7 protein-coding genes and 1 tRNA gene are annotated in these 6,425 nt (G+C 42.1%); 6 read left to right on the forward strand and 2 right to left on the reverse strand.

What is annotated here, in order from left to right; translation table 11 throughout:
• The 3 genes from LBL30_04350 to LBL30_04360 all read left to right on the forward strand — a co-directional run.
• On the forward strand, positions 1–784 hold a 784-nt coding region (locus LBL30_04350; protein ID MDR1032318.1), incomplete at its 5' end, for an ABC transporter substrate-binding protein.
• 6 nt (positions 785–790) lie between these two features.
• Positions 791–1,615, forward strand: coding sequence for a hypothetical protein (locus LBL30_04355; protein ID MDR1032319.1), 825 nt, complete (start codon positions 791–793; stop codon positions 1,613–1,615).
• Entirely contained in the window at positions 1,608–2,264 is a 657-nt protein-coding gene (locus tag LBL30_04360) for an ATP-binding cassette domain-containing protein (GenBank protein ID MDR1032320.1), read from the forward strand. Before LBL30_04355 ends, LBL30_04360 begins: the two co-directional genes overlap by 8 nt.
• A 59-nt stretch (positions 2,265–2,323) precedes the next feature.
• Here LBL30_04360 and LBL30_04365 read toward each other — a convergent pair whose 3' ends face one another.
• On the reverse strand, positions 2,324–2,617 hold the full coding sequence (locus tag LBL30_04365) for a DUF1476 domain-containing protein (protein MDR1032321.1): 294 nt from the start codon (positions 2,615–2,617) through the stop codon (positions 2,324–2,326).
• A 201-nt stretch (positions 2,618–2,818) separates the two neighbouring features.
• Between LBL30_04365 and dksA the strand changes: the two genes are divergently transcribed.
• The 3 genes from dksA to LBL30_04380 all read left to right on the forward strand — a co-directional run bounded on the left by dksA (position 2,819) and on the right by LBL30_04380 (position 4,342).
• The gene (gene dksA / locus LBL30_04370) at positions 2,819–3,274 is read left to right on the forward strand and encodes an RNA polymerase-binding protein DksA (GenBank protein MDR1032322.1); all 456 of its coding nucleotides are present in this window, start codon (positions 2,819–2,821) and stop codon (positions 3,272–3,274) included.
• Between the two features lie 115 nt (positions 3,275–3,389).
• On the forward strand, positions 3,390–4,184 hold the full coding sequence (locus tag LBL30_04375) for a hypothetical protein (protein MDR1032323.1): 795 nt from the start codon (positions 3,390–3,392) through the stop codon (positions 4,182–4,184).
• Positions 4,185–4,265: 81 nt separating this feature from the next.
• Positions 4,266–4,342, forward strand: a tRNA-Arg gene (locus LBL30_04380).
• Between the two features lie 728 nt (positions 4,343–5,070).
• Here LBL30_04380 and LBL30_04385 read toward each other — a convergent pair.
• Positions 5,071–6,425, reverse strand: a 1,355-nt coding sequence (locus LBL30_04385) for a DUF927 domain-containing protein (protein ID MDR1032324.1), incomplete at its 5' end; no start/stop codon positions are given.

Below are 6,425 nucleotides of genomic sequence, written 5' to 3' on the forward strand. Positions count from 1 at the left end.
CAACGTCAGGTTCGGGATTAATACATGCCAAGGCAATCAAGCATTGGCGGCTCAGATTATCTCAAAATTCGTCAATCAAGGCGAAGGCATTGTTGTCACCATTGGCACTATGCCGACCCAAGTCGCGTTTAAATACGCTAAAGAAAAACGCATTCAGCTGATATTTAGTTCGGTAACAAACCCAACCACCATAGCTCAATCTCTGGAAGGCGCAAGCATAACGGGGGTTTCTAATTTTGTCGCCCTAAAGCCTCAGTTAGAGCTGTTTAAAAAAATTCAGCCCAATCTGAAAAGGCTGGGGGTAATTTTTAACACTGGTGAGGCAAACTCAGTAGATATAGTTGAAAAGCTGCGGCCGATTGCGCAAGAGCTTGGGATCGAATTGGTTGAGCAAGGGATACAAAAAGCATCCGACATTCCGCAAGCTATAAATACGCTGTCCAAAAGGGTTGACGCGGTATTTATCAGCAATGATAATACGTCGCTTTGTGCAATTCCCTTTATAGTTGGCGTATGCAACAAAGCAAAAATCCCCGTATATGTAAGCGATACCGATCAGGTTGCAAAAGGATGCTTGGCTGCCTTAGGACCTAATCAGTACGACATTGGCAAACAAACGGGGGCAATTGCGGCAAAGATACTGCAAGGACAGGATATTAGCAGCATCCCAATTGAATATCCCGCTTCTACCGAGCTGTTTATTAACCTAAACGCGGCAAAGATTCTGGGAATTATCGTTCCAGAAGAAGTACTTAAACAAGCCCAAAAGATAATAAATAGGTAGCGGCGAATGATCATTCCTCTCCAAGAGCTTATCACCAGCGCGGAAATAGGCCTGATCTTCGGCAGCGTGGCTATAGGGATCTATTTAACCTTCAGAACCATTAACTTTGCTGATTTGACCTGTGACGGCAGCTTTGTCTTGGGCGCTGCTGTTGCCGCTGTGCTTGCCAGAAATGGTTTTGACCCGTACTTAGCGCTTTTTTGTTCTGCATTGCTTGGAGGCTTGGCAGGGCTTCTTACTGGTGTACTGAACGTCAAATTCGGTATCAGCGACCTGCTTTCCGGAATAATTGTGGCGTTTATGCTTTATTCCATAAACCTAAGGGTTATGGGCAGCGCGCCCAATGTAACGTTTGAGGCATATGGGAACACATTGTTTGTGGTGGCACCGCTGGCGCTGGGCTTAATGTTTTTGCTTGCCAGTGGGTTTGGATTGAAGTTGAGGGCAGTTGGCTACAGCCAGCAGTTTGCCCTTACCTTTGGGACAAATGTTGGGCTTATGACTATAGTCGGCTTAATGTTGAGCAATGCGATGATATCGCTTGGTGGAGGCTTATTTAGCCAATACCAAGGATTTTGCGATGTTTCACAGGGAGTCGGTACCTTGGTTACCGGGCTTGCTTCTGTTGTTATTGGCGAGAAAGTGATTCCATTTAAAAAAGCGCCATATTTGATCATATCGTGCGTTGTTGGATCGATACTTTATCGAGTTTTCATAAGTATAGCGCTGCACAGTAATCTGCTTGGCATCAAAACCCAAGATCTGAACCTGATAACTGGGCTGCTTATAGTACTAATCATGCTGCCCAGGCAAAAGGCCAGGTATGCTTAGCATATCCAATTTGTGCGTAAGGGACGTCTTGAAAAATCTGGACCTTACAATACAGCCGAATGAATTTGTTTTAATTATCGGCGCTAATGGTTCGGGTAAAACAACGCTATTTGGCTCTATATCTGGGGCGATCAGACCGAAAGCCGGTCAAATTTTATTGAACGGCGCTAATGTCACAAATACGCCTCAATACAAACGGGCGCATCTAATATCCAGCGTGTCTCAGGATCCAAGATCGGGAACTATAGGAAAAATGACGATTTTGGAGAATATGTGCATAGCCTATATGAGGAGCGGCTATAAAAAAATCTCAAATAACATTGTGGAATATTTTAAAAAAAAGCTAAGCGTGCTTGAGATGGGCTTAGAGTCTAGGTTAAGCGAATATGTCAGCGTCCTTTCCGGTGGACAAAGACAGGCATTAAGCCTGGTTATGTCGGTGATTGACGACTGTAAGCTGTTGCTGCTTGACGAAATAACCTCCGCCCTTGATCCTAAAGCTTCTTCCATGGTGATGAGAATAACCGACAAACTGGTTCGAAACGAAGGTAAGACCTGCCTGTTCATTACCCACGATACCAAGCACATGAACTGCTTCGACGGCAGAGTGCTTGAAATGAAAGACGGTAAGCTCAAACAGAAAAGTTAGTATAATTTAAACAGTGTAGGTCTTATTTATTAAATTTAATTAACCTTATTGATTAAGGTTTATTGAACTTGTCTAGGTCCGGCTTTCATGCTTTTGGTAATGTCACTTATTTTGTCTTTGATCTCTTTCTCGGTAATTTTGATGCCGGCCTGTTCAAAATCCTTGCTTATATAGCCTATCAGCCGCGACGTTCTGAAGTTTAAAATGGAAAACAGCAGTAAACTCCTCATATATCTCTGCCGGTCTTTCACTTGAAGCGCAAGCCGATCCGCGACCCAGGAGGCAACAAGTTTATTGCGCCTTACCGTATTGAAAAAACTGGACTCGCTAAACTCTTCAGAGCCGCTGTTCAAATTTAGTTTTCTACGTATAAGTACCATGGGCAATTTTTAGATAATCAATTGTTTTAAAATATAACACAAAAGAAATAATTTTAGAAAAAATATTTTAAAATGTCTGTTATGAATAATTGTTTGCAAAATTTTATGTATTTTTATTTGTAAAGCCGTAAATATTTAACTTATAATCCCCTCGTTTATGACTTGAGGTGATTCATGAGCGCTTCAGATCATCTTTGCAGCGATCCTGTCTGTGACATTGACGCAGAGTATCGACCGTCCCAGGACGAAGAGTTCATGAACCAAAGCCAGCTTGAGTATTTTCGTAGAAAATTGGTTGCCTGGCGCCAAAGGCTTGTTCAGGGCAATTGTTGTGCGATACAAGAACTGCGCGACAGCTGCGATCCGTTCGATATTGACCCATTAGATAAAGCCTCTAAAGAAAGTGCCCTGGCCATTGAACTTAGGGCCAAAGACAGGGCGAGAAAACTGATAGCTAAAATAGATTATGCGCTTAGCAAAATTAGGGACGGGACATATGGATATTGCGAAACCACGGGCAAACCAATCTCGCTTGACCGCCTAGAAGCCAGGCCTATTGCTACTTTAAGCATAGAGGCTCAACAATTTCATGAAAAGCAAGAGCGCATTCAAAGGGAAGGGGAAATATAATCACCATAATCTCAGGTGAGCCGCAGTGTGCGCTTTGCTTGCGAATTTATCGGTATTTCTGTAGCATTAGTCGTCGCGTATATGGTAAAGCATGGCTTTTTAAGGAGGGGCAGATATGCGAGGGATTGTGTCTTTTTTAAAATCTTTAATCATCCTGATTACTTTAGCGTTGGCGGCACTGGCGGCCATACATCTTAATCTTTGGGGTGTGAAAACTTGGATCTTTGATACGCTGAAACTAAATCACAGCGCCAAAAACACTGATAACGCCCTAATACCGCCGCTGGCACATGACACGCCTATACCTAGTAATAAAGCGCCTATGCTCAGTGAAGTTGCCAAATGCCATTGTCCCGATACACTACCTGCCCAAGCTGGGCAGGCTGAATGCGTCAGGGATGTACGAACGGTTGAGCTGTTTTTAGGCTTAAAAGCACAAGCACTAAGCGGGCGGGCGTTTAGGGCAGAGTTGCAAGCATTTCAAGACGCCATTTCCTCTGAACAAAAAGAACGTTTATCCAAAGCTATGCAATTTTTAAATGATCATGCCGATCAAGGTATTACGCTTTTAAGCAGCATTTTGGCAAAATTTTCTTCAGCATTTTCCAACAACAGTTGGTATTCAACTGTTACTTCTAAAACTGCGACTTGGTTAAACGGATTGGTAAAGGTTGTGCAAATTAACGGCGAGCCTGCCAATCTTGCGACAACGAGTAGAGCAAAAGATAATCGAGCGCTAGAGATTTTAAGTCACCTAAAGGCGCAGGAAATCTACGCCGCTGCTTGTGCTGCCAAAGATTATCTGGACAGTGCGCCGTCCCTTGATGAGAATAAAAAGAACTGGCTTCAACAAATAATCGACCTTAGGGATGTCATCGGCTCGCTGCAATTAATAGAGTTATTACTTTAAGCGCACTGCGGCAAAGCTTTGAAATATTGAAAATTTGGTTCAACTGACTTATAAAGCGCAAGTCAAGTTTAGGCATATAATGCGGTCGTAGCTCAGCTGGATAGAGCACAGGATTCCTAATCCTGGTGTCGCAGGTTCAAATCCTGCCGATCGCGCCAGCAGTTTTATTGATTTTATTGATGGTGTTATTTTTGAAGATTGTTGAGGTACGGATGATTTGTACAACTGGTGTACAACTTTTGTAGTGAAATCGCAGAGGCTTTTATAAGTTTTAATTATATAGGTAAGCATTGATTAATGCTATAGTTGGTTTATCTGAAGGGCTGTAAGGATAGGCTTTCAGAGTCTTCAAATAAGTGAATAAAGGAACACGTGTATCAAGCAAGCAGTCTGCTTAGAGTATGCTTGCCTCTCAAAGATAATAGGTAGGTTAATATCGAGCAGTGTTATGGACTACGTTCCCTTCAAGGTAATTTTCGATGAGATGATTGAGAAGTACCCAGCCATTACTTACGCGATAGCCATCCTCTATCACTCCCCACCCTGTTATACATAGCCTGTGATCGATACCTAAAATAATCATACCGTTCACCATATACATAAAATTACAGACAAAATTATATCACTTACATTTGACTACTTTTTGCCATCGTAATTTATTCCCAAAAACATGTTTTTTAGAATATGCTATTTTTAGTGGGGCATTTGGGGCATTGGGGCACTATCTAAGTAAATTGCGGGTTTGGAAGATATTTTCGTGCCCCAAAAAGTTATTTCTGTGCCCCAAATGCCCCATTTTTTTGGAAGCAGCACTAATGAAATGGGGACAGATTTTTCCTATGATAACTCTTATATAGAGCCAATTTTTCCCACTACCCCTACTAATTTAAGTACTTTCAATTTCTTGATGAACTGCTTTATTAGAATCTACCTCTTCAAGGTAATCATTTTTGACAACTATAGTGACAAAACGCCTTGGATTCTCGCCATTAATACGCTTCCTCGGATCTCTTTCACGACCATTGTTTTCTAGCTCCGTTATCAACACTCCCTTTTTCTTTAAGGCATCACGTATTGTCCTATCACTGAAGTTTTCACAGATTTCTTCCTTGAAAGACTTGAGAATTAAGTAATAGGTCGTTTTATTATTCTCTTTTTGAAAGTACCCAAGCAAGTTATACGTCGTTCTATTCTCCTCAGTTTCGCCATTACGCAGCTCCATAAATCTGGCGCTGTGTTGCATAAGGAAATCCATCACATGCTGAACGATTTTTTCATCTTCAACGTTTTTCTTCCCTCCTCGGTCTTGCAGCCAACGATTAAAAACAAATTTTACAGACTCTAATATATTCAAATCTGCTGGAAATACCTCATAACCAACGGCTAGAACGCCGACTATTGCTGGCAAAGCAAATACGTCACCTACCCTCTGCACCTCGCCATCGGCGTTGCTCAAGCCAAATTTATCGCATAATGCTTTTATTTGCGCTTCGTATATAGTTTGCAAATCTTGTCCTAATAATGAGAATTTATTCTCAACCAACCTCTTCACAAACTCATGAGCGGCTACGCCATAATACTTGGCAGATTGTTCTTGGAGATGCTTGGATAGATCTGCGCCAGAGTTAAAGCCACGCAAAACATTAAATACGCCATCCTCATCAGAGACTCTCGCACCTATGTCGACAAATCTTGCTTGCTGGCCTCCTTTAGCTCTTAACCCAGCTTCTCTAAGCTTATCTTCTAAAGTTAGCTCACCACTGCTCAAAATAGATGTTTTCCACTCTTTTCTCCGCTTACTGCTCGTATCTGCTTTGCATCTTCCCTTGCCTTTTTCATTCCCAGCCATATAAGCAATTTCGCTAAGCTTCTTAGCATTTACTTGGCTAAGCTCATCCAGAACACAAAGACTGTCATTGTATAATTCAAAAACACTTTCTAGATTATTGTCTGTATTTCTCCATTGGCCGGTATACTTTTTAGGATTTCCCCATAATGAAGCTGCTACTAGCAGTGCAGTAGTTTTACCAGTAGAGGTCTTACCAAAGAGATTAATAATAGTTGACCTTACATTTGGGAAAAGCTTCAGCAACGGTCCAGATAAGCCAGTGCATAATGCAAACGTAAGAATATGATTGCCAGCACAGTACGCAGCCACACGCTCTTGCCACTCCACAAGAGTACCTTTTTGGCCATAGCCCGGGTCTTGTTCAGTACCCGGCAGCTCATACGTTTCCTGAT

Source organism: Holosporales bacterium (genome assembly GCA_031263535.1).
Classification (GTDB): Bacteria; Pseudomonadota; Alphaproteobacteria; order UBA3830; family JAIRWN01; genus JAIRWN01.

Bases quoted from the DNA above. Each gene is read 5' to 3' on its own strand.
- LBL30_04355 (MDR1032319.1), top strand. From the start codon at position 791: ATGATCATTCCTCTCCAAGAGCTTATCACCAGCGCGGAAATAGGCCTG.
- LBL30_04360 (MDR1032320.1), top strand. From the start codon at position 1,608: ATGCTTAGCATATCCAATTTGTGCGTAAGGGACGTCTTGAAAAATCTG.
- dksA (MDR1032322.1), top strand. From the start codon at position 2,819: ATGAGCGCTTCAGATCATCTTTGCAGCGATCCTGTCTGTGACATTGAC.
- LBL30_04375 (MDR1032323.1), top strand. From the start codon at position 3,390: ATGCGAGGGATTGTGTCTTTTTTAAAATCTTTAATCATCCTGATTACT.